Here is a 20,004-nt window from a genome sequence, read left to right as displayed (position 1 = left end):
TTAGCGGCCCGGCGGTCAGCGGAGCGCGGGCACCACGAATCGCTGCCAGGCCCAGGCTCCGACGCAGAGTGCGGCGAAGACCGCCACGGCGGCCCAGAGGAACGTCACCGTGCCGTCGCTGTACCAGCTGGCGACCACGGGGGAGAGCACCGCGAAGAAGAACGTGTTGGCGAGCACGGTCAGGCCCGCCCAGATCGGCGGGGACCAGGCCAGGATCCTGCGCCCGCTCGTGCTGCCGAGGGGGACCAGCACGAGCACGACCGACCCGATGGCGGCGAGCACCACGGCATTCAAGGTCTCGGCCGCCAGCGCACCGACGAAGCCGGTGGCGCCGGGCAGCGCGCCCAGGGCCAGCCAGGCGAGCACGGCGAGCAGGATCAGGCTGCCCGCACGCACCGCGGCCAGTTGCCCGCGCCGGTGCGCCGGGGCGCCGTCGGCGACCGCGACGCTGCCGAGCAGGCCGAAGACGAGGGCGGGCTCGATCTCGAACACCCGCGAGGCCAGCGCGGCCACGCCGACCAGGAGCAGGTAGCGAGGCAGGAAGGTGGCCGAGGCCGGGGTGTGCAGCACCCGTGAACTCCACCAGAGCGGAACGAGCGTTCCCGCCGCGTTCACGACGACGAGGCCGATGACGACGGCCACCAGGAGGCGCAGGTAGGCGGGCCGGTCGGTCACCGGGCCGGAGAGCATGATGAGGGTTGCCGCGGCGAGCAGGGCCGCGCCGCCCAGGAGCCATCGGTTGAGGCGCACGGCCGGGGCCACCTCGAATTCCTCTCCGGCCCGGTTGCGGCCGGTCAGGGGCATCCGGTGCCAGAGCGGACGCCCGTCCCGCGAGCGAGAAATGGTGCCGGCCAGCAGGCGCGCGGGCATCGCGACGAGCACCAGGGCCCCGAGCGCCCAGAGCACGGCCTGGAGCCACGGGAACGGACCCGCCGACCCGGGAGGGGCCACCGCGCTCGTGAACGCGGTGGCGTCATCCCAGTCCCCGGTCGTGCCTCCGGTCCCCCTGCCCGGGCCGTGGGCTTCGGGGGCCGTCGTGGGGGGCAGCGGCGTCGCTTCGGCGGTTGCCTGCGGGGGGACCGGGGCGGCGGGGGTGGCCGGCGCCGCGGTGGGGCCGGCGGTGGACGGCTTCGGGTTGGAGGCCGGGCGCGGCCCGTAGGCGACCCTGATCGGTGAGCTGCCGGGGCCGACGTTGCCGGCGGCATCCTGCTGAACCGCGGTCACCGAGTACGAACCGGCGGCGACACCGCCCCCCGAGCAGCGCCACGCGCCCGTCTGCACGGTGGCGCTGCAGACCGAGTAGGCGCCGGCGAAGACGGTCACTCGGGCGCCGGTTTCCCCGGTGCCCGAGTAGTCGGCGCCGCCGAGCGGCACCCGGTCGCCACTGGTGGGGGCGCTGATCAGGGGAGCGGTGGGAGCGTCGACGTCGAAGAAGACGTTGACCGGTTCGCTCGCGTTCGAGGACGACGGTGAGCTGTAGCCCGTGGACTGGCTGGCGGCCACCTGCCTGTCGCCGCCCTGCAGCGGCCCGGTGAACAGGCAGACCCAGTCGCCGGCGTCATCGACGGTGGAGACGCACTGCCCGCCTCCGGACAGCCGGGCGGTGACGGATGCTCCGGGGTAGCCGGTTCCGCGCACCATGCCGTTGGAGGAGTCCTGCCCGCGGGCGCCGCCGGAGACCGTGGGCTCCCCGAGCACGGCCACCGTGATCTCGTCCCACAGGTCCGGTTCGCCGGCGACAACGACGCGGAGGGCGATGGACGGGCCGTTGGGCAGCGGAATGCCGGTGCACGCCCACTCGGTGCCGCCGTCGTCCGGGACGAAGCACAGGGGATCCCCGCCTGCCGGGTCGAGGACCTGCACGTCCTGCCCCGCGCTGCGGGTGCCGGCCAGGCTCGTGTTGGAGCTGCCCACGAAGACCCCGTCGGACGGGCTCGTGATCGCGGGTGCGCCCGCCCGCGCCGCGACCGGCGTCGGGGTCGGCGTCGGGGTCGACGTCGCCGGGGGAACCAGTTCTTCCGCGAGCGCGGCGCCGGGGGTGCCGGCCAGGCTCGCGAGCACGACCAGGGTGGCGCCGAGAACGCCGATACAGGGGTGCGAAACGCGCCGCGGTGGGTGCGCGGTTGCCCGCCCTGCCCGGCCCGCGACTCGTGGCGCTTCGAACCGCCTCGTTCTGCTCACAGTCCCCCGACCCTCAACCCCCATTTCAGGGGGACGGCGAGGCAAAGTCAACCCCCCGCACCCGCAGGACGAGACACTGCGTCACATTCGTTATCAGCCCGGCGCAATCATCCGGATTCGGTGCCTGTCGCGGGAGCCCTGCTCGCCGAAGTAGAGTCGGTGCGGTGAGGGAAATCGATCTGTCCCGGCGGCCGGATGCCGCCCCCTGGCTGACCCCGGAGGCGTACTGGCCGCACCTTACCGCCGCGACCTCGGAGCGGGACGCCCCCGTCGCGGCCCTGCACCTGGACGCGCTCCGCCACAACGCGCACCAGCTGCTGGCTCGCGCGGCCGGGACCCCGATTCGCGTCGCCACGAAGTCGATCAGGGTGCGCAGCGTGATCGACGCCGTCCTGGCCCTGCCGGGGTTTCGCGGGGTGCTCGCCTACACGCTGGCCGAGTCGCTGTGGCTGGCCGAGACCGCCGACGACATCCTCGTCGGGTACCCCACCGCGGACCGGTCGGGCATCGAGCGGCTGGGGCGCTCGCCGGAGCTGGCCGCGCGGGTGACCCTCATGGTCGACTCGATCGCCCACCTCGACTTCATCGATTCGGTGCTCCCCGCGGGAAGCCGCGCCCCGATCCGGGTCTGCCTCGAGCTCGACTCGGCGTGGGATGTCCCCGTCTTCGGCCATGTCGGCGTGCGGCGGTCGCCGGTGCACACCGCGGAGGATGCCCGCGCCCTGGCGATCGCCATCGTCGCCCGTCCGGGCTTCCGGCTCGTCGGGATGATGGGCTACGAGGCCCAGATCGCCGGCATCCGTGACCGCCCGGCCGGGCAGCCCGCCCGGGGCGCGGTCAACCGCTTCGTCCGACGCCGTTCGATCTCGGAACTCGCCGAGCGGCGGGGCGCGGCCGTCGCGGCCGTGCGCCGGATCGCCGAGCTTGAATTCGTCAACGGCGGGGGCACCGGGTCGATCGAGAGCACCCGCGCGGACGCATCCGTTACCGAGCTCGCGGCCGGAAGCGGCCTGTTCGGCGGGCACCTGTTCGACGGGTATTCGAGTTTCCAGCCGGCGCCGGCGGCGGCCTTCGCCCTGTCGGTCGTGCGGAAGGCCGCCCCGGACACGGCCGTGCTGCTCGGCGGCGGCTGGATCGGCTCCGGCCCGCCCGGCCGGGACCGTCTCCCGCTCCCGGTGTGGCCGGACGGGCTCCGCCTCCTGCCGCTCGAAATGGCCGGCGAGGTACAGACGCCCGTCGCCGGGCGCGGGGCCGAGGGGCTCTCGGTGGGGGACCGGGTCTGGCTGCGCCACGCCAAATCCGGGGAACTGAGCGAGCACGTCAACGAATTCGCGCTCGTGCACGACGGCCGGGTCGTCGACGTCCTGCCCACCTACCGCGGCGAGGGGAAAGCGTTCCTGTGAGCGCCAGCGGAGCGCTCTGGCGCAACTGGGCCCGCACCGAGGCCGTGCGCCCCCGGCGGGTCGAACGACCGGGCTCCGCCGGCGCCGTGCAGCGCGCGGTGATCGCCGCGGGCAACGCCGGCCTGCGGATCAAGGCGGTCGGGGCCGGGCACAGCTTCAGCGGGATCGCCCTCGCACCCGATGTGCAGCTGGACCTGCACGAGGTCAGCGGGGTCATCCGCGTCGACCGCGCGGCCCGCCAGGTCACCGTGGCCGCCGGTACCCCGCTGCACCGGCTGGAGCGCCTGTTCGCACCGTACGGGCTGGCCCTGGCGAACATGGGCGACATCGACCGGCAGAGCATCTCCGGCGCCATCTCCACCGGCACCCACGGCACCGGCTCCGCCCTGGGCGGCCTCGCCTCCCAGGTCGTCGCGCTCACCCTGGTCACCGGTGACGGCTCCCTGCTGACGGTGAGCGGCACCGAGAACGCCGACCTCCTGCCGGCCGCGGCCCTGGGCCTCGGGGCGCTGGGCATCATCGTCGACGTCACCCTCCAGTGCGTTCCGGGCTTCCTCCTGCACGCGGTCGAGAACACCGAGCCGCTGGAGGGCGTGCTGGAGAGCTACCTCGAGCGCAGCCGGACGGCCGACCACTTCGAGTTCTTCTGGTTTCCGCACACCGGGAGCGCGCTGACGAGAACGAACACGCGGATGCCGCTCGGGGCGGTCCGCGAGCCGCGCGGCCGGGTCTCGCGCTGGATCGACGACGAACTGCTCGCCAACGGCGCCTACCGCGGCATCTGCGCCCTCGGGGCGCTCCAGCCGGCGCTGGTTCCCGGTTTCAACCGGCTGGCCGAGAGACTCTCCGGCCGGCGCGAGTACACGGATGTCTCGACCCGTGTGTTCGTGACCAACCGCACCGTGCGCTTCCGCGAGATGGAGTACGCGCTGCCGCTGGACCTCGTCCCGGGCGCGCTGGCCGAGGTCCGCGCCCTGATCGAGCGCCGCGGCTGGCGGATCTCCTTCCCGATCGAGGTGCGCTCGGCCGCCGCCGACGACCTGTGGCTCTCGACCGCGGCCGGACGGGAAACCGGGTACATCGCCGTGCACCGGTACTACCGGGAGAACCACACCGAGTATTTCCGGGCGGTGGAGGAGATCATGCGAGCGCACGGCGGGCGCCCGCACTGGGGCAAGATCCACTACACCGACGCCGATGCTCTCCGCCAGGCCTACCCGCGCTTTGACGACTTCCTCCGGGTTCGTGACAGGCTCGACCCGGAGCGCCGCTTCAGCAACCCCTACCTGGAAAGAGTCCTCGGCCGTTGAGCACGAAGAAGTTGAACAGCAACACGCCCACCGCACGCGCCTGGCAGCACCGGGCCGGCGAACTCGGCTCCGGCCTGCCGGACGGCTTCATCGTCGGCACATCGACCTCCGGCTTCCAGGTCGAGGGCGGCGCCAGGGACGGAGGCCGCCACGAGTCGGCCTGGGACGCTTTCACGACCCAGCCCGGGCGCATCCTGGACGGCTCGAACGCCTCGGTGTCGGCCGACCACTTCCACCGGCAGGCCGAGGACGTGACGCTCCTGCGCGAACTCGGCGTGGACGCCTACCGTTTCTCCTTCGCCTGGCCCCGGCTGCAGCCGGACGGGCGCGGGGGACTGAGCCAGAGCGGATTCGCCTTCTACGACCGGCTGCTCGACGGGCTCCTCCGCGCGGGCATCAGCCCGATGGCGACGCTCTTCCACTGGGACACCCCGCTCGAGCTCCGCGGCGGCTGGCTGAACCGCGACACCGCCCAGCGCTTCGGCGACTATGCGCACGCGGTCGGCGAGGCCTTCGGGGACCGCATCGACGACTGGGTGACGCTCAACGAGCCCGCGACGGTGACCCTGGGCGGCTACGCGCTCGGCACCCAGGCGCCCGGCGAACGGATGCTCTTCGGCGCGCTGCCCGTGGCGCACCACCTGCTCCTCGCGCACGGCCTCGCCGTGCAGGGCCTCCGTGCCGCCGACGTGCGCGGCCGGATCGGGATCGCCAACGTGCATTCATTGGTGCAACCGGCCGGCGACCGGGAGGCCGACGCGGTCTTCTCGGAGCTGGTCGACGTGCTGCACAACCGGATCTTCGCCGACCCGGTGCTGCTCGGCCGGTACCCGCAGCCGCCGGAGCAGTTCACCACCGAACTCCGCGCCCTGATCGAGGTGGACGACGCGGACCTCCGCACCATCCACCAGCCGCTGGACTTCTACGGGCTGAACTACCGCGGGCCCTCCCGCGTCGCGGCGGGACGGGGAGCCTCCACGACCGCCGACGGGCAGCCCTCGGCGGCGGCCCACCTGCCCTTCCACCTCGAGCCGCTCCGGGAGTACCCGGCGACCGGCTCCGGGCATCCGATCGCCCCCGAATATCTCGGACTGAGTCTCGCTCAGCTTCGCGACCGGTACGGGGACGCCCTGCCCCCGGTCTGGATCACCGAGGGCGGCGCCGGCTTCCCCGACACCGTCGACGAGCGCGGCGCGGTGCACGACCCGGTCCGGATCGACTACCTCGCCGAGCACCTCACGGCCGCGGTGGACGCCGTCCGGCCCGGCGGCATCGCGGAGGGCGTCCGGCTGCGCGGCTACATGATCCGGTCGCTGCTGGACGGATTCGAGTGGGAGGCCGGCTACACCCAGCGCTACGGCCTCGTGCACGTCGACTTCCCCACCCAGAACCGCACCCCCAAGTCCTCCTACCGCTGGCTGCAGCGCGTCCTCTCCGCCCGCTAACCCCGCCCACTTCTCCCCGCGAAACCGCAGTTGTGCGCGCTAAAACGCCCTGATAACGCGCACAAGTGCGGTTTCGCGGGCTAGGGGGTGCGGCGGCGGAGCGTGATTGAGCCGATGACGACCGCGGCGACGATCCAGGCGCCGATGACGAGGAGCTCCGCGGTGACGTACGCCGCGTCCTCGGAGTCGGTGGCGACGGCCCGGAGCGCGTCGATGGCGTGCGAGAGCGGCAGCCAGTCGCTGATCTCCTCCAGGCCCGCGGGCAGCTGGTCGCGCGGCAGGAAGATGCCGCCGAGCAGGATCTGCGGGAACACGAACGCCGGCATGAACTGCACGACCTGGAATTCGGTGCGGGCGAACGCGCTGGCCAGCAGGCCGAGCGTCGTGCCGAGCACGGCATCGGCGACGGCCACGGACAGAAGAAGCCAGACCGATCCCTCGATCTCGAGCCCGTAGACCCAGACCGAGAGCCCGACCGCGATGGACGACTGCAGCACGGCGAGCAGGCCGAACGCCAGCGTGTAGCCGAGGATCAGGTCGGCCTTGCCGAGCGGCATCGACAGCATCCGTTCGAGCGTGCCCGTGCGCCGCTCCCGCAGGGTGGTGATGCTCGTGACCACGAACATGACCACGAAGGGGAACAGCGCGAGCATCGCCGGCCCGATGGTGGAGAAGACCGTCGTGTCCGAGAAGATCCAGGCCACCAGCCCGATCAGCAGGCTGGGCACGACGAGCAGCAGCGCGATGGTCCGCGGGTCGTGGCGAATCTGAGCGAGCACGCGACCGGCGGTGGCGAGTGTGCGCAGCGGGGTCACGAGGCCGCCTCATCGGGCGCGGCCGGATGCTCCGCAATCAGAGCAAGGAACGCCGCCTCGATGTCGGCGGTGCCGGTGGCGGCGAGCAGCCCCTGCGGGGTGTCGTCGGCGAGGACCTCGCCGTGGCGCATCAGCAGCAGACGGTCGCAGCGCGCCGCCTCGTCCATGACGTGACTCGAGACGAGCAGGCTCGTTCCGGCCGCCGCGAGGCGGTGGAACAGCCCCCACAGTTCGACCCGGAGCACGGGGTCGAGCCCGACCGTCGGCTCGTCGAGCACGAGGAGCTCGGGCGAGCCGAGGAGGGCGCCGGCCAGGGACACGCGGCTGCGCTGGCCGCCGGAGAGCGACCCGGCCAGCTGCCCGGCATTGCTGCCGAGGTCGGTGGCCTCGATCACCCGGTCGACGTCGCCCCGGGGCACGCCCAGCACGGCCCGGAAGTAGGCCAGGTTCTGCCGCACGGTCAGGTCATCGTAGATGCTCGCATCCTGGGTGACATAGCCGACCCGGCGGCGGAGCGACGCGGTGCCGGCCGGTTCGCCGAGCACGGTAACCTCGCCCGACTGCACGATCTGCACCCCGACGATCGAGCGCATGAGCGTGGTTTTGCCGCAGCCGCTCGGGCCGATCAGGCCCATCACGATGCCCCGCGGCACGGTCAGGCTCAGGCCGTGCAGCACCGGATGCCTGCCCCTCCTCGCGTGCAGGTCCCGCACCACCACGGCGGGAGCTTCGTTGTTCACCATGACTGCATTATTCGCCGGTCAGGGGCGAAAGTCATCCATTTGCCGACGGTTGGCTTGGAGTGTCATGGGAACCGGGTGGGAGCACGGGGGGGCGCGGATATGATGAATTCGAATACTGCAATCACGCCGCATAAGCTCAAGCCGCCTAAGTTCAAGGAGTCGTGCCATGGAATGGCTCATCCCGGTCCTCATCGTTGTTGGACTCGTCGTCATCGTGGGAATCTACCTCTGGGTCACCTACAACTCGCTCGTCACCCTCAAGGTGCGCGTCGACGAGGCGTGGAGCGACATCACCGTGCAGATGAAGCGTCGCGCCGACCTGATCCCGAACCTGATCGAAACGGTCAAGGGCTACGCCGCACACGAGAAGACGGTCTTCGAGAACGTCACCAGGGCCCGCGCCGAATCGCTCTCCGCCCAGGGGCCGGCCGAGCTGGCCGCGGCCGAGAACCACATGCAGCAAGCCCTCCGCAGCATCTTCGCCGTCGCCGAGGCCTACCCGCAGCTGCAGGCCAGCCAGAACTACCTCCAGCTCCAGGCCGAGCTCGTCGACACCGAGGACAAGATCCAGGCCTCGCGCCGGTTCTACAACGGCGGCGTGCGCGAGCTGAATACGAAGATCAAGGTCTTCCCGAACAACCTCATCGCACGCAACCTCGGCTTCACCGAGCGTGACTTCTTCGAGGTGTCCGACTCCGCAGCCATTGCGGAGCCGCCCCGCGTGCAGTTCTAACGGCGAGCGGCAATGTATAGCGCGATCGCCAGGAACAAACGCAACACCGTTTTCATCATCATCCTGTTCCTGGTCATGATTGCCGGGCTCGGCTGGCTGGCGAACTACGTGTACAGCCCGCCCGGAAGCTACGGCATCCTGGTCATGACGCTCGTCGTGGCGATCGGGTACGCCGTCGTGCAGTACTTCATGGCCGGCCGCCAGGCCGCGGCGATGAGCGGCGGCGTGAAGATCCACAGCAAGGCGGAGCATCCGCGCCTGTGGAACATCGTCGAGAACCTGTCGATCACCACGGGCACGCCGATGCCCGAGATCTACGTGATCAGCGACCCTGCCCCGAACGCGTTCGCGACCGGGCGCGACCCCGAGCACGCGATCGTGGCCGCCACCACCGGGCTGCTCGAGATCATGGATGACTCGGAGCTCGAGGGCGTGATGGCCCACGAACTCGGGCACGTGCAGAACTACGACATCCGGGTCTCGATGATCGTCTTCGGCCTCGTCGTTGCCGTCGGGTTCATCTCGGACATGATGCTCCGGATGGCGTTCTTCGGGCGCAGCGACCGCAACAACGGCAACCCGATCGTGCTCGTCTTCGGCCTCGCCGCCATGATCGTGGCGCCGCTCGTGGCGAGCATGGTGCAGATGGCCGTGTCGAGGCAGCGCGAGTACCTGGCCGATGCCACCAGCGCGATGACCACCCGCCACCCGGATGCCCTCGCCCGGGCGCTCGAGAAGCTCGAGGCGTACGGGCGGCCGCTGCAACGCCAGAACACGTCGATGGCGCACCTGTGGATCGCCGACCCGCTGAAGCCGGGCCTGATGGCGAAGCTGTTCAGCACGCACCCGCCGATCGCCGAGCGCGTGGAGCGCCTGCACACGATGGGCCGCACCTTCTAGCCGATCCGCCCCGATGGTCGATCCTGTCGCGGCCTGGCGCAGTTCGGCGCGCCGAGCTCGCCTGTTCCGGTCGAGTTCGCCAGGCACACCAGGCGAACTCGACCGGAAGTGTCCAGGTCGGCGAACGGATGCCGTCACCACGCCGAGAATCGCCGATTACGCCGAGATGACCCGGTATAGCGGCGACACTCGGCGCAAACGGCGACACTCGCGGCCGCATCCGCCTGCCCGGCCGCACCAGGCCGCCACCGCAGCGCAGACCGATTGGACGGGGATCTCCAGGCTCGATCCCCGGCCGCCCGGCCGCCCGCGGTGGTGCTGCGCCGCTGTGCCACCCGCGCAGCGGCGCACTGCCCGCGCGACGCGATCTCGACTAGCTCGATCACCGGACACGGACAATCTCCTGGAGGTCGAGACCCGCCTTCTGCCTTCCACCTTCCGCCGAACTGTGAGTTTGGCACCTTCGTGGGCCCACGAAGGTGCCAAACTCACAGTTCGGCGAACCGTCCGGTGGTCGAGATCGTCGAGGGCTAGCGGAGTTCGGCGGCCAGCCCGGGCGCCAGCGTGCCGCGCCGCACGACCTCGATCTCGCCGAGCCCCTGCCAGCGTCCCGCGTCCCGGAGCACCCCGGCCAGGCGCGCGGCCGTGTCGGCCGGCGCGCCCTCCTCGGCCCAGGCCGCCTGCACGCGCAGCACACCGGCCTGGCGGTCGTTCTTCAGGTCGACCCGGCCGACGATGGTGTCGCCGAGCAGCACGGGCAACGAGTAGTACCCGAAGATGCGTTTCGGCTCCGGCGTGTAGATCTCGATCCGGTAGTGGAAGTCGAACAGGCGCAGGGCGCGCGGGCGCTTCCAGACGACCGGGTCGAACGGCGAGAGCACGGCCGCGGCGTCCATGCTGCGGGGCAGCCGCGCGTCCCGGTGCAGCCAGGCGGCGATGGGTTTTCCGGCCCGCGTCCAGCCGGGGACCTCGACCGGGATCAGCTCGCCCGCGTCTTCGAGCTCGCGGATCGCGGCCAGGGTCGGCGGGGTCTTCAACCGGAAGTAGTCCGCGAAGTCCCTGGCCGTGCCGATGCCGTGCGCGCGCGCTGACCGGCTCACCAGCTCGCGGTGCGCGTCGTGGCGGCTCACCTCCCGCCCGAGCAGCGCATCCGGGAACACCTGCTCCGGCAGGCCGTAGATGCGCTCGAAACGCTCGCGGCCGGCGCTCACCACATCGCCCCAGCGGAACAGGGTTTCGAGCCCCGTCTTCACGTCCGACCAGCCCCACCAGGGCCCGCTGCGCTTGTTGGCGTCGTGCTCGATCGCGCTCGCCCGCATGGGACCGTTCTCGGCCAGTTCAGCCAGCAGCCAGACGAGCATCGGACGGTTGGCCGCCGACCAGGCCTCCGGTGTGCGCGCCGAGAGGTCGCGGTAGGCCTGCATGCGCCACCGGAACAGCGGCCACGACTCGAGCGGCAGGAACGACGCCTCGTGCGCCCAGTACTCGGTGAACCGCGCCTCGCGCCCGGTCGTCAGCCGGTCCAGTTGCTTCTTGTCGTAGACGCCCAGCCGGCTGAACGCGGGCAGGTAGTGGCTGCGCTCGAACACGTTGACCGAGTCGATCTGGAGCAGGCCGAGCCGGTTCACGAGCGCGTCCAGCTGACGGATGCCGGGCGCCTCGCCCGGCGCACGGCCGAAGCCCTGCGCCGCCAGCGCGATGCGGCGAGCAAGGGCGGGGGCGACTGACTGAGGCATCGATTCGAGCGTAGTGCCGCCGCCGGACGTTCACTGCCCGTTCAGGTGGCTCCGCCCGTCCCGTCGCCCGGCGTCCGTATGGTCTCCCGTGACCGCATTCCGGCACTCAACAGTTCGCCCACCGGCGGGCGGCCGGGCGCGGTCACGACGGAGGATACGTGTTCACCACGCGCACCATGATCGCCGGGATCGCCGCCACCGCGGCACTCGCTCTCACCCTCACGGGCTGCTCGGCAGGCGCAGCGCCCGCCGCCGGCGGCGTCGACGCGGCCACCGCGACGAGCCTGGCCGCGTTCGGCGACCTGGCCGGCCTGGAGAAGGCAGCCAGGGCCGAAGGCGCGCTGAACGTCATCGCCCTGCCCCGCGACTGGGCCAACTACGGCGCCGTGCTCGACAGGTTCGCCGAGAAGTACCCGGAGATCACCCTCACCGAGGCGTCCCCGGACGGTTCGAGCGCCGAGGAAATCCAGGCGGCGGACAACCTCAAGGGCCAGGACACCGCGCCGGACGTCTTCGACCTCGGCCTGCCCGTCGCGCTCTCGAGCACGGATCGCTTCGCGCCGTACAAGGTCGCAACCTGGGCGGACATTCCGGATGCCCTCAAGGAATCGAACGGCCTCTATACCGGCGACTACGGCGGATACATGGCCGTCGGTTACGACCCCGCGGAGGTCCCCGCGCCCACGCAGCTGAGCGACCTGCTCGGCTCGAAATACAAGGGCAAGGTGGCAATCAACGGCGACCCGACCCAGGCCGGCGCCGCCTTCGCCGCGGTCGGGATGGCCAGCGTGCAGAACGACGGATCCGTAGACGACTTCCAGCCGGGCATCGACTTCTTCGAGAAGCTCAATCGGAGCGGGAACTTCCTCAAGGTCGACCCCACGCCCGCCACCATCGCCTCGGGCGAGACGCCCGTCGTGCTCGACTGGGACTACCTCAACGTCGGCTACGGCAAGACGCTGGCGGGCCAGCGCGACTGGAAGGTCGTGGTCTTCCCCGGCACCGGCTACGCCGGCTACTACAACCAGGCCGTGAGCAAGGATGCCCCGCACCCGGCCGCCGCACGCCTGTGGCAGGAGTTCCTCTACAGCGACGAGGCGCAGAACCTGTGGCTCGCCGGGGGAGCCCGCCCCGTACGCGCCGAGGCGATGGCTTCGGCCGGAACCATCGACGCGGCGCTGTTCGACGCGCTCCCGAAGGCACCGGAGACGACGGTCGTCCCGTCCGGCAAGCAGAGCGAAACCGCCGCGAAGCTGCTCGGCGAGAGCTGGGCGGCCGCTGTCCAGTAGGGTCCGCGGAACGGCGGCAGCCTGGGGTCTGCTGCCGTTCGCGGTGTATGTGCTGCTGTTCCTCGCCGTGCCCACCATCATCGCCGTCGGCACGGGCTTCGTCGACGAATCGGGTTCCTTCACCTGGCACACGGTGGCGGCGCTGGGCAGTCCGGAAGTGCTGACCACGTTCGCCAATTCATTCTGGCTGTCGGCGCTGACCGCGGTGGTCGGCGCCCTGGTCGGCGGCCTGGCCTGCTACGCGCTGCTCGGCGCCCGGCCCGACGGGGCCCTCCGTTCCGCGGTCGACTCGCTCAGCGGAGTGCTCGCCCAATTCGGCGGCGTCATGCTCGCGTTCGCGTTCGTCGCGACCATCGGCATCCAGGGCATGGTGACCCTGTTCCTGCGCGACGTCTTCGGTCTCGACATCTTCGAAGACGGCGTCTGGATCTACGCGATGCCCGGCCTGGTGCTGCCCTACCTGTACTTCCAGGTGCCCCTGATGATCATCACCTTCATGCCGGCGCTCGAGTCGCTGAAACCGGCCTGGGCCGAGGCGAACGCCACCCTCGGCGGCACGGCGGCGAGCTACTGGCTGCGCATCGCCTTCCCGGTGCTGGCGCCGTCGTTCTTCGGCAGCCTGTTGCTTTTGTTCGCGAACGCGTTCTCGTCGTACGCCACCGCCGCGGCGCTGATCAGCCAGGGGTCGCAGATCGCGCCCCTGCAGATCCGCGCGGCGCTCACCAGCGAAACCATGCTCGGACAGGAGAACCTGGCCGGGGCACTGGCGCTGGGGATGATTGTGGTGATGGCCGTCGTCATGCTCGGCTACTCGGCGCTGGCGTCCCGGGCCGCGAGGTGGCAGCGATGAGCGCAGGCCTCCGCAGCGGCGGAGTCGCGCACGCGCCCGCTCGGGGCATCCGGATTGCCATCCTCGGTGCCATCGGGCTGCTCTTCGCGGTGCCGATCGTTGCCATGGTCGAGTTCACCCTGCGCAAGGGACTGGGCGGAGGCCACGACTTTTCGCGCTGGATCACCCTGTTCCAGAGTGGGTTCACCGGCCAGTACCGCCCCCTGCTCGTCGCCGCCGGCAACTCGGTCGCCCTGGCGATCGGCACCGTCCTGATCGTGCTCCTGCTGCTCGTTCCGACCATGATCCTGATCCAGCTGCGGTTCCCCCGGTTGCGCCGGCCCATGGAAGTCATCTGCATCCTGCCCGTCAGCATCCCGGCGATCGTCCTGGTCGTCGGCCTCGCCCCGGTGTATTCGATGGTTGCTAGGCTCTTCGGCAGCGGCGTCTGGACCCTGACCTTCGCGTACGGCGTCACCGTTCTGCCCTACGCCTACCGGGCGATCCAGTCCAACCTGGATGCCGTCGACGCGCGCACGCTCAGCGAGGCCGCCCGCTCGCTCGGGGCGGGCTGGGGAACCGTGCTCCTGCGGGTGCTGCTGCCGGGCCTGCGCCGCGGCATCCTCGCCGGGGCGTTCATCTCGGTCGCGGTCGTGCTCGGCGAGTTCACCATCGCGTCGCTGCTGAACCGGGTCAACCTGCAGACCGCGCTCGTGGTCGTGAGCAAGAGCGACCCGTACACGGCCGTCATCGTGTCCCTCCTCGCCCTCGCGTTCGCCTTCCTGCTGCTGCTGACCATCGGCCGGCTCGGTGCGGCGCGCACGCGTTCCCCGCGGCCGCGTTCCCTCTCGAAAGGCTTGTCATGACCCAGGCACACTCAGGCGCCGGCCCCGGCGCCGTCGTCGAATTCCGCGGCGTGGTCAAGGAGTTCGCCGGGCACCGGGCGCTGGCCGGCTTCGACCTCACCCTGCGGGCCGGAGAATTCGTGGCCCTGCTCGGCCCGAGCGGCAGCGGGAAAACCACGGCCCTCCGTGTGCTCGCCGGGCTCGAATCGACGGATGCCGGCAGCATTCTGCTGAACGGAGCCGACGTCTCGAGGCTGCCGGCGAGCAGACGCGACATGGGGATGGTGTTCCAGGCATACTCGCTCTTTCCGCACCTCAGCGCCGGCGAAAACGTGGAGTTCGGTTTGCGCATGCGCAAGGTGAGTCCGGAGGAGCGTCGGAGCCGCGCGCGTGCCGCTCTGGCCCTCGTCGAGCTGGACGCCCACCACGACCGGTACGCCCACCAGCTGTCCGGGGGGCAGCAGCAGCGCGTTGCGCTGGCCAGGGCCCTCGTCACGCAGCCGCGCGTCCTGCTGCTCGACGAGCCGCTTTCGGCCCTGGACGCCCGGGTGCGTGTGCAGTTGCGCGAGGAGATCCGGCGGATCCAGACCGACCTCGGCATCACCACCCTGTTCGTCACCCACGACCAGGATGAGGCCCTGGCCGTGGCGGACCGGGTCGCGGTCATGCGGGCCGGCAGCATCGAGCAGATCGGTACGCCGGAGGACCTCTACGCCCGGCCGGTCTCCCCGTTCGTGGCCGATTTCGTCGGTCTGAACAATCGCGTGGCCGGCGTCGTGCGGCACGGGTTCGCTCAGGTGCACGGAACGGCGCTGCCCCTGGTCGACCCGTCACAGGCGGACGGAGGCGTGCAGGTCTTCGTGCGCCCCGAAGACGTCGAATTTGCCGCCGCAGGGGTCGCAGGGGTGGTCACCTCGTCCAGCTTCCTCGGGTCGCTCAGGCGCACGGGGGTGCGTTTGGAGGACGGCACGACCCTGGTCACCCAGCACAGCGTGCGCCTGAATCCTGCCCTCGGCGCGCGGGTGCACCTCGCCTTCATCGGTGCGCCGGTAACGGTCGAGACCAGTCCTAGACTGGGTGAGTGAAGGAACCCACGGACAAGCCAGGCCTCGGTGGACTCTTCCGCGGCCGCGTTCGACGCGCTCCCGCCGACCTGCCCCGGCACGTGCCGAGGCACGAGCACAACGGCGTGGACGAGAACATTCCCCCCGGCATCCGGCTCGCAGGGGCGTGGTCGTGGCGCCTGCTGGCCATCGCGGGAGCGGCCGCCGTCCTCATCTTCCTGATCATCCAGCTGCGGCTCATCGTCATCCCGCTGCTGGTCGCCGTGCTGGTCTCGGCCCTCCTGGTTCCGTTCGTGTCCTTCCTGGTCCGCCACCGGTGGCCGAGGGGCCTCTCCGTCGCGCTCGCCCTGCTGGGCACCCTGGCGGTCGTCGGGGGACTCATCGCACTCGCGGCCTCGCAGATCGCCGCCGGGTCCTCTGACCTGACCCAGAGGTTCGAGGCGTCGGTCGAGAAGCTGAAGGCCGCGCTGCTCGCGTCGCCGCTGCAGCTCACCGAGAGCCAGCTCAACGACTACCTCGACCAGGCGAATCAGGCAATCCAGTCCGACAGCCAGGTCTTCATCACCGGCGCGTTGTCCGTGGGGTCCTCGGTCGGGCATCTCGTTGCGGGGTTCCTGTTGGCCCTGTTCAGCCTGCTGTTCATCCTGATCGACGGGAAGGGCATCTGGGACTGGATCGTGCGGATCTTCCCCCGCCGTGCCCGCGCCGCCGTCGACGGGGCCGGCATCGCCGGCTGGTCGACCCTGGGCAACTTCGCCAAGGTGCAGATCCTGGTGGCCTCGATCGACGCGGTCGGAATCGGCGTCGGCGCCGCCCTGCTCGGCGTGCCGTTGGCCGTCCCGATCGGCATCCTCGTCTTCCTCGGCTCGTTCATCCCGATCGTCGGAGCCGTGGCCACCGGAATCGTCGCCGTGATCATCGCCCTCCTTTTCAACGGCCCCGGCTACGCCCTGGCCATGCTCGGCGTCGTTCTGCTCGTCCAGCAGGTCGAAGGGCATGTGCTGCAGCCCCTGATCATGGGAACCGCCGTCAAGGTGCATCCGCTCGCCGTCGTGCTCGCCGTCGGTGCCGGGTCGTTGCTCGCCGGCATCCCGGGCGCACTCTTCGCCGTGCCGGTCGCCGCGGTGCTCAACGTGATGACCAACTACATTCACAGCGGCGTCTGGCGCACCGTTCCGCCGCCCGCGGGCGACCTGCTCGGTTCTCCGCTCTGGCAGACGGTGCCGCGCCGCCCAGGATTCCGCCGAACGGAGAACCCCGAATGACCAGTGTTTCCCTCGTGGGGCCCAGCCTGGCCGACTTCGAAGCGGCGCGAGCGGTGGTCGCGCGCGTCGCCGATGTGACGCCGATGGAGAGCTCGCGCTACCTTGCGACCATCCTGGGCGCACCGGTGTTCCTCAAGTGCGAGAACCTGCAGCGCACCGGATCCTACAAGATCCGCGGCGCGTACAACCGGCTCTCCAAGCTCACCGACGAGGAGAAGGCCCGCGGCGTCGTGGCGGCGTCGGCCGGCAACCACGCCCAGGGCGTCGCGTTCGCGGCCAGGGAACTGGGCATCAAGGCGACGATCTTCATGCCGGTCGGCGTGGCCCTGCCGAAGCTCCAGGCCACCCGCGACTACGGCGCCGACGTCATCCTCCGCGGGCACACCGTGTCCGAGCCGCTGATGGCCGCCGCCGCCTACGCCGCCGAGACCGGCGCGATCCTGATCCCGCCCTTCGACCACGTGGATGTCGTGACCGGGCAGGGCACCCTCGGCCTCGAGATCCTCGACCAGGTCCCCGATCTTGCCACGATCATCGTCCCCATCGGCGGGGGCGGACTCATCTCCGGCGTCGCCAGCGCGCTCAAGCAGCGAGCCGCTCAGGACGGGCGCGTCATCCGCGTCATCGGCGTGCAGGCGGCCAACGCGGCGGCCTACCCGGCCTCCCTCGAGGCCGGCGAGGCCGTCGAGGTCACCATCCTGCCGACGATCGCCGACGGGATCGCCGTCGCGAGGCCGGGCCTGCTCAACTTCGAGATCATCCGCGACGTCGTGGACGAGATCGTCACGGTCAGCGAGGACGACATCGCCCGGGCCCTCCTGGTGCTGATGGAGCGCGCCAAACTGGTGGTCGAACCGGCCGGGGCCGTCGCGGTGGCGGCCCTCCTCGCCGGCAAGGTCACCGCGTCGGGGCCGACCGTCGCCATCCTCTCCGGAGGCAACATCGACCCGCTTCTCATGCAGCGCGTGATCAGCCACGGGCTTGCCGCATCGGGGCGCTACCTCACCCTGCGGATCATGCTGCCCGACCGTCCGGGCCAGCTCGCGCGGATCGCCGAACTGCTCGCCGAGGCGCAGGCCAACGTGATCGAAGTGCTGCACACCCGCCATGGCGTGAGCATGCAGCTGAGTGAGGTGGAACTGGACATCAGCGTCGAGACGCGCGGGCCGGAGCACGGCAAGCACGTCCTCGACCTGCTGCGGTCCGCGGGCTACGACCCCCAGACCGACTGACGGGCTAGTTGCCGGTCCAGGTTTCGACGAGGGAGATCAGCACGGTGATCTCCTTGCCGCTCGGGGTCTCGTAGGTCGTCGACGCGCCGACGCTGAGGCCGATGATCGCCAGGCCCAGCGGGCTCTGTTCGCTGTAGACGTCGAGGTCGCTGTCGCCGGCGATTTCACGGCTGCCGATCAGGAAGCGGCTCTCGTCGCCGGCAATGATCGCGGTGATGACGGTGCCCGGCTCGACGACGCCGTGGCTCTCGGGGGCACTGCCGACCTCGGCCGTGCGCAGCAGCAGGGTGAGGGTGCGGATGCGCGCCTCCATCTTGCCCTGCTCCTCCTTGGCGGCGTGGTAGCCGGCGTTCTCCTTGAGGTCGCCTTCTTCGCGCGCCGATTCGATCTTCTTGGCGATGTCATCGCGGCCGATGGTGCTGAGCGTGTGCAGCTCCGCAGCGAGGCGGTCGTAGGCCTCCTGGGTCAGCCAGGTGACAGTTGTGGGGGTCGTCACGGATGCTCTCCTTCAGTGCACTCGGCCCGCGGAATTGGTCTTCACCGGGGGATATAGGGGTCGCCCCGACGATTACCGTCAGGGCGAATACGTCAGTCTAGGTCAGCCAGCAACGGTAAATCAAACCCGTGTTGCTTAATTCCGTCGTGCGTACAATCTCCGTGACCGAGCGGGTGTAGCGGTCGGAGGGCGGAAGGTCAACGACCTTCCAGCCCACGATGGTGAAGTTTTCGTTCAACGCCTCGACGGCGCAACTGGCCGCGGTTCCCGTCGGCATCGACACCTCGAAGGTCACGCTGACGCTGTGCTCGTCGATGATGCTGTGCGCGGTGTCGCGCGCTTCGATCAGCGGTTTGGTCCCGTCCAGGCCGGCCCAGATGACCCAGGAGCCCAGGACGAGCGCGAAGGCGCCGGCCACGATCCAGAGGATGCGGCGGTCGCGGACGCGCCGGTTCGGCGTGCGCCCGTACCGAGCGTCGAGGCTGGCGTTCACGGCCTCCGGGGACTCCACACTCACGCGACTCCACACTCTTGTTTCAACGATTAGTCTTGTACTCAAGGTTATCCGCCATTCCTGAGGAGTTTTGTGACGCTGCGACTGTTGGCGGTCCACGCCCATCCCGACGACGAGTCGAGCAAGGGCGCGGCGACCTACGCCCATTACCGAAGCCGGGGCGTGCAGGTGCTCATCGTGAGCTGTACCGGGGGCGAGCGGGGCAGCATCCTCAATGAGGCGCTGGTCGGCAATCCGATGGCCGAACGCGACATGGCCGGGCTCCGCCGCCGGGAAATGGCCGAGGCGCAGGCTCACCTCGGCGTGGAGCACCGCTGGCTGGGTTATCAGGATTCCGGCATGAACGATGACGGCTCGGTGCCCGCGCACTCGTTCGCCGACATCCCCGTGCAGATCTCCGCGGAGCCGCTCGTGCACGTGATCCGCGAGTTCCGTCCACAGGTGCTGATCACCTACGACGAGAACGGCGGCTACCCGCACCCGGACCACATCCGAACCCACGAGGTGTCGCTCGAGGCCTACCGGGCCGCCTCCGACGGGGGCCGGTACCCGGAGGCCGGTGCCCCCTGGCAGATCGACAAGCTCTACTACGACCGCATCTTCAACCTGGAGCGCATAGACGCGATGTTCCTGGAGCTGAGCGTGAAGGAGCCGGACTCCCCGCTTCTCGAGCCGCTCGGTGCGGCCAGGGACTGGATGAAGGATTACCCCAAACTGGCCACGACGCACGTGCCGGTCGGCGACTTCCTCGAGGCCAGGGACGCCGCGTTGAAGTCGCACGCGAGCCAGGTTTCGCCCACCAGCAGCTTCTTCTTCTGGCCCAATGACCTCATCCGCGAGGCCTGGCCGTTCGAGGACTTCCAGCTCGTCGAATCGAAAGTGGACACCGTCATGCCCGAATCCGACCTCTTCTCCGGTGTGAAGGACGTGTCGTGAACGTGCTCTTCGCCCCCCTGCTCGTCGATTTCGTGCTCGCGAGCACCCCGGAGCCGGAATTCAACCCCGACACGGTCACCCCTGGCGCCTGGGGCTTCGCGGCGATCTTCCTCGTCGCCGTCGCCACGCTGCTGCTCGGGCTGGACATGGCCCGCCGAGTCCGGCGCACGACCTACCGCGCGCAGGTGCAGGAAAAGCTGGAAGCCGAGGCGGCGGCCAGGGACGCCGGCGACGGCGACCGCGACCGCCCGGAGTAACCGCGAGCGCC

19 protein-coding genes are annotated in these 20,004 nt (G+C 70.4%); 13 read left to right on the top strand and 6 right to left on the bottom strand.

Going from position 1 to position 20,004, the window contains the following annotated elements:
- Positions 1–15: 15 nt before the first annotated feature.
- The gene (locus E3T33_RS07985) at positions 16–2,061 is read right to left on the bottom strand and encodes a hypothetical protein (RefSeq protein ID WP_134575094.1); all 2,046 of its coding nucleotides are present in this window, start codon (positions 2,059–2,061) and stop codon (positions 16–18) included.
- 284 nt (positions 2,062–2,345) lie between these two features.
- Between E3T33_RS07985 and E3T33_RS07980 the strand changes: the two genes are divergently transcribed.
- The 3 genes from E3T33_RS07980 to E3T33_RS07970 are packed head-to-tail and all read left to right on the top strand — an operon-like array spanning position 2,346 to position 6,339.
- A complete protein-coding gene (locus E3T33_RS07980) occupies positions 2,346–3,584 on the top strand; it encodes an alanine racemase (RefSeq protein WP_174775387.1) in 1,239 nt (412 codons plus the stop codon).
- On the top strand, positions 3,581–4,894 hold the full coding sequence (locus E3T33_RS07975) for a D-arabinono-1,4-lactone oxidase (RefSeq protein WP_092321248.1): 1,314 nt from the start codon (positions 3,581–3,583) through the stop codon (positions 4,892–4,894). Before E3T33_RS07980 ends, E3T33_RS07975 begins: the two co-directional genes overlap by 4 nt.
- A complete protein-coding gene (locus E3T33_RS07970) occupies positions 4,891–6,339 on the top strand; it encodes a family 1 glycosylhydrolase (protein WP_241976970.1) in 1,449 nt (482 codons plus the stop codon). The genes E3T33_RS07975 and E3T33_RS07970 overlap by 4 nt, the downstream gene beginning before the upstream one ends.
- 80 nt (positions 6,340–6,419) lie before the next feature.
- On the opposite strand, the gene E3T33_RS07965 is transcribed toward E3T33_RS07970, so the two are convergent.
- The gene (locus tag E3T33_RS07965; protein ID WP_092321249.1) at positions 6,420–7,154 is read right to left on the bottom strand and encodes an ABC transporter permease; all 735 of its coding nucleotides are present in this window, start codon (positions 7,152–7,154) and stop codon (positions 6,420–6,422) included.
- Complete coding sequence (locus E3T33_RS07960) at positions 7,151–7,897, bottom strand: ABC transporter ATP-binding protein (protein ID WP_134474081.1); 747 nt, start codon at positions 7,895–7,897, stop codon at positions 7,151–7,153. The genes E3T33_RS07965 and E3T33_RS07960 overlap by 4 nt, the downstream gene beginning before the upstream one ends.
- Before the next feature lie 166 nt (positions 7,898–8,063).
- Here E3T33_RS07960 and E3T33_RS07955 point away from each other — a divergent pair, with 166 nt between their 5' ends.
- Complete coding sequence (locus tag E3T33_RS07955) at positions 8,064–8,630, top strand: LemA family protein (RefSeq protein WP_092321251.1); 567 nt, start codon at positions 8,064–8,066, stop codon at positions 8,628–8,630.
- Positions 8,631–8,642: 12 nt separating this feature from the next.
- Entirely contained in the window at positions 8,643–9,530 is an 888-nt protein-coding gene (locus E3T33_RS07950) for a M48 family metalloprotease (RefSeq protein WP_092321252.1), read from the top strand.
- 530 nt (positions 9,531–10,060) lie between these two features.
- Here the strand turns inward: E3T33_RS07950 and E3T33_RS07945 are convergent.
- Positions 10,061–11,266: a crosslink repair DNA glycosylase YcaQ family protein gene (locus E3T33_RS07945; protein ID WP_134575093.1), complete on the bottom strand. Its 1,206-nt coding sequence runs from the start codon at positions 11,264–11,266 to the stop codon at positions 10,061–10,063.
- A 176-nt stretch (positions 11,267–11,442) separates the two neighbouring features.
- On the opposite strand from E3T33_RS07945, the gene E3T33_RS07940 reads away from it, so the two are divergent.
- Genes E3T33_RS07940 through ilvA form a run of 6 tightly spaced genes read left to right on the top strand, consistent with a single transcriptional unit; the run spans position 11,443 to position 17,790 of the window.
- On the top strand, positions 11,443–12,555 hold the full coding sequence (locus E3T33_RS07940) for an ABC transporter substrate-binding protein (protein WP_092321340.1): 1,113 nt from the start codon (positions 11,443–11,445) through the stop codon (positions 12,553–12,555).
- Entirely contained in the window at positions 12,545–13,405 is an 861-nt protein-coding gene (locus E3T33_RS07935) for an ABC transporter permease (RefSeq protein WP_134575099.1), read from the top strand. The genes E3T33_RS07940 and E3T33_RS07935 overlap by 11 nt, the downstream gene beginning before the upstream one ends.
- The gene (locus E3T33_RS07930; protein ID WP_134575092.1) at positions 13,402–14,250 is read left to right on the top strand and encodes an ABC transporter permease subunit; all 849 of its coding nucleotides are present in this window, start codon (positions 13,402–13,404) and stop codon (positions 14,248–14,250) included. Before E3T33_RS07935 ends, E3T33_RS07930 begins: the two co-directional genes overlap by 4 nt.
- Positions 14,247–15,314 (top strand): ABC transporter ATP-binding protein, encoded by a 1,068-nt coding sequence (locus E3T33_RS07925; RefSeq protein ID WP_134575091.1) that lies wholly within the window; start codon positions 14,247–14,249, stop codon positions 15,312–15,314. Before E3T33_RS07930 ends, E3T33_RS07925 begins: the two co-directional genes overlap by 4 nt.
- Positions 15,311–16,558 (top strand): AI-2E family transporter, encoded by a 1,248-nt coding sequence (locus E3T33_RS07920; RefSeq protein ID WP_241982869.1) that lies wholly within the window; start codon positions 15,311–15,313, stop codon positions 16,556–16,558. Before E3T33_RS07925 ends, E3T33_RS07920 begins: the two co-directional genes overlap by 4 nt.
- Positions 16,555–17,790 carry a threonine ammonia-lyase gene (gene ilvA, locus E3T33_RS07915; protein WP_092321256.1) on the top strand — a complete coding sequence of 412 codons (1,236 nt, stop codon included), beginning with the start codon at positions 16,555–16,557 and terminating at the stop codon, positions 17,788–17,790. Before E3T33_RS07920 ends, ilvA begins: the two co-directional genes overlap by 4 nt.
- A gap of 4 nt (positions 17,791–17,794) precedes the next feature.
- Here the strand turns inward: ilvA and greA are convergent, their stop codons facing one another.
- Together greA and E3T33_RS07905 are read right to left on the bottom strand one after the other, a co-directional pair.
- The gene (greA, locus tag E3T33_RS07910) at positions 17,795–18,286 is read right to left on the bottom strand and encodes a transcription elongation factor GreA (protein WP_092321257.1); all 492 of its coding nucleotides are present in this window, start codon (positions 18,284–18,286) and stop codon (positions 17,795–17,797) included.
- Between the two features lie 97 nt (positions 18,287–18,383).
- Positions 18,384–18,803 (bottom strand): DUF4307 domain-containing protein, encoded by a 420-nt coding sequence (locus E3T33_RS07905; protein ID WP_166784442.1) that lies wholly within the window; start codon positions 18,801–18,803, stop codon positions 18,384–18,386.
- 69 nt (positions 18,804–18,872) lie between these two features.
- On the opposite strand from E3T33_RS07905, the gene mca reads away from it, so the two are divergent.
- Together mca and E3T33_RS07895 are read left to right on the top strand one after the other, a co-directional pair.
- Positions 18,873–19,736, top strand: a complete 864-nt coding sequence (mca, locus tag E3T33_RS07900; protein ID WP_174775386.1) for a mycothiol conjugate amidase Mca — start codon at positions 18,873–18,875, stop codon at positions 19,734–19,736.
- A complete protein-coding gene (locus E3T33_RS07895; RefSeq protein WP_134474652.1) occupies positions 19,733–19,993 on the top strand; it encodes a hypothetical protein in 261 nt (86 codons plus the stop codon). Before mca ends, E3T33_RS07895 begins: the two co-directional genes overlap by 4 nt.
- Positions 19,994–20,004: the final 11 nt, after the last annotated feature.

Origin of the sequence: Cryobacterium sp. TMT1-2-1 (genome assembly GCF_004403955.1) — a bacterium.
GTDB classification, from domain to species: domain Bacteria; phylum Actinomycetota; class Actinomycetes; order Actinomycetales; family Microbacteriaceae; genus Cryobacterium; species Cryobacterium psychrotolerans.
Note: the sequence above shows the minus strand (reverse complement) of the source record. Positions and strands in the feature narration are given on the sequence as shown.

What these genes read in the sequence shown, in the direction of transcription:
- E3T33_RS07940 (WP_092321340.1), top strand. Translation starts at nt 11,443, where the DNA reads ATGATCGCCGGGATCGCCGCCACCGCGGCACTCGCTCTCACCCTCACG.
- E3T33_RS07945 (WP_134575093.1), bottom strand. Translation starts at nt 11,266, where the DNA reads ATGCCTCAGTCAGTCGCCCCCGCCCTTGCTCGCCGCATCGCGCTGGCG.
- E3T33_RS07955 (WP_092321251.1), top strand. Translation starts at nt 8,064, where the DNA reads ATGGAATGGCTCATCCCGGTCCTCATCGTTGTTGGACTCGTCGTCATC.
- E3T33_RS07930 (WP_134575092.1), top strand. Translation starts at nt 13,402, where the DNA reads ATGAGCGCAGGCCTCCGCAGCGGCGGAGTCGCGCACGCGCCCGCTCGG.
- E3T33_RS07925 (WP_134575091.1), top strand. Translation starts at nt 14,247, where the DNA reads ATGACCCAGGCACACTCAGGCGCCGGCCCCGGCGCCGTCGTCGAATTC.
- ilvA (WP_092321256.1), top strand. Translation starts at nt 16,555, where the DNA reads ATGACCAGTGTTTCCCTCGTGGGGCCCAGCCTGGCCGACTTCGAAGCG.
- E3T33_RS07960 (WP_134474081.1), bottom strand. Translation starts at nt 7,897, where the DNA reads ATGGTGAACAACGAAGCTCCCGCCGTGGTGGTGCGGGACCTGCACGCG.
- E3T33_RS07950 (WP_092321252.1), top strand. Translation starts at nt 8,643, where the DNA reads ATGTATAGCGCGATCGCCAGGAACAAACGCAACACCGTTTTCATCATC.